Origin of the sequence: Candidatus Frankia alpina, assembly GCF_902806485.1 — a bacterium.
Lineage (GTDB): Bacteria > Actinomycetota > Actinomycetes > Frankiales > Frankiaceae > Frankia > Frankia alpina.
This window is the reverse complement of sequence record NZ_CADCWT010000501.1, coordinates 1-1,022: the sequence shown is the minus strand read 5'-3', so window position 1 is coordinate 1,022 and position 1,022 is coordinate 1. Positions and strand designations below refer to the sequence as shown.

The 1,022-nt window shown below is 67.7% G+C and carries 1 protein-coding gene and 1 pseudogene; both read left to right on the top strand.

Annotated features, from left to right (window positions below):
• Positions 1-156 precede the first annotated feature (156 nt).
• Positions 157-441 (top strand): annotated as a pseudogene (locus G6R25_RS31105) (response regulator transcription factor); the annotation flags it as partial.
• Positions 442-554: 113 nt separating this feature from the next.
• Positions 555-971 (top strand): hypothetical protein, encoded by a 417-nt coding sequence (locus tag G6R25_RS28515; RefSeq protein WP_235949545.1) that lies wholly within the window; start codon positions 555-557, stop codon positions 969-971.
• Positions 972-1,022 lie beyond the last annotated feature (51 nt).

Below are 1,022 nucleotides of genomic sequence, written 5' to 3'. Positions count from 1 at the left end.
CAACACCACATTGATGTCACGCAAAGCGACGAAACGTTACCGGGAAAGGCTCACTGTCGTGTGGAAAACGGATTCCAACCCGGTATGGGCGAGCAGCTCAGAGTCATCGCGGGTGCGGGGATCGAAGAATTTAAATTAGCTGGATCTTGAGGCAGATTGGCGGTGAAGGAGTCAATGATCGACCCGGCGGTCGTCGAGAGGCTCGTCGCCGCCGGCAGCCGGCGTCGCGACAGCGCGCTGGACCGGCTCACGCGGCGGCAACGCGAGGTGCTCGGCCACAGGCGCAGGGTTGGAGTAATGCCGTCATCGCCGCGGGCCTCGTGCTGTCCGAGTTGGCGGTGGATGAAGCACAACAACTCGATCTTCGCGAAGCTCGGTCTCACCGACGAGCCGGACCTCAACCGCCAGGTCAAGGCCGTCCTGATGTTTCTGCACGCCGGCGGCAGCGCGACGCCCCACGTGTCTGCCACGGTCTGCGGCGCGACGCCGGGGGCCGTGCGCAGCAGGGCGTTGCGCCAGGGGCTGGTCAGGGCGACGGTGGTCAGCGCCCGAGGATGGAGCAACAGGCAGGTGCTGAGCCGTTCGCTACCGAGGACCGGGCCAATGCCCGTCCCGACGATCGCGAATCGCCTCCGGCCGCCGTCCACAGAGGCGACGTCGAGCGTCTCACCGAGGCCCAGGATGAGCTCGTCGGCGACCTGGGGGCGGAGCACGACGTCCAGGCAGTCCGGGGTTCGTGCCCGCTGATGCAGTACGCGGCCTGGTGGGGGGTGATCGCCGCGGCCGCCTGCGCGGCCGTGCTGATCTTCGCGCACCGGGTTCTGCAGACCTGGTGCGGCGTCGTGAGTGCGGTGCTTGTGACGGTGTCGATTGGCGCGACGCTCGGCGTCGGCCTGCCGTACTCAGCCGGGCTGTTGGCCCCTGTCTGGATGGTGGCCGCCAGCGTTGCGGTCTTCCGCGCCCGGGGATAGCCAGTAATCTTCCGCGGCTGTGGGCAAGGTACGCGCGAACCCCACGATGGC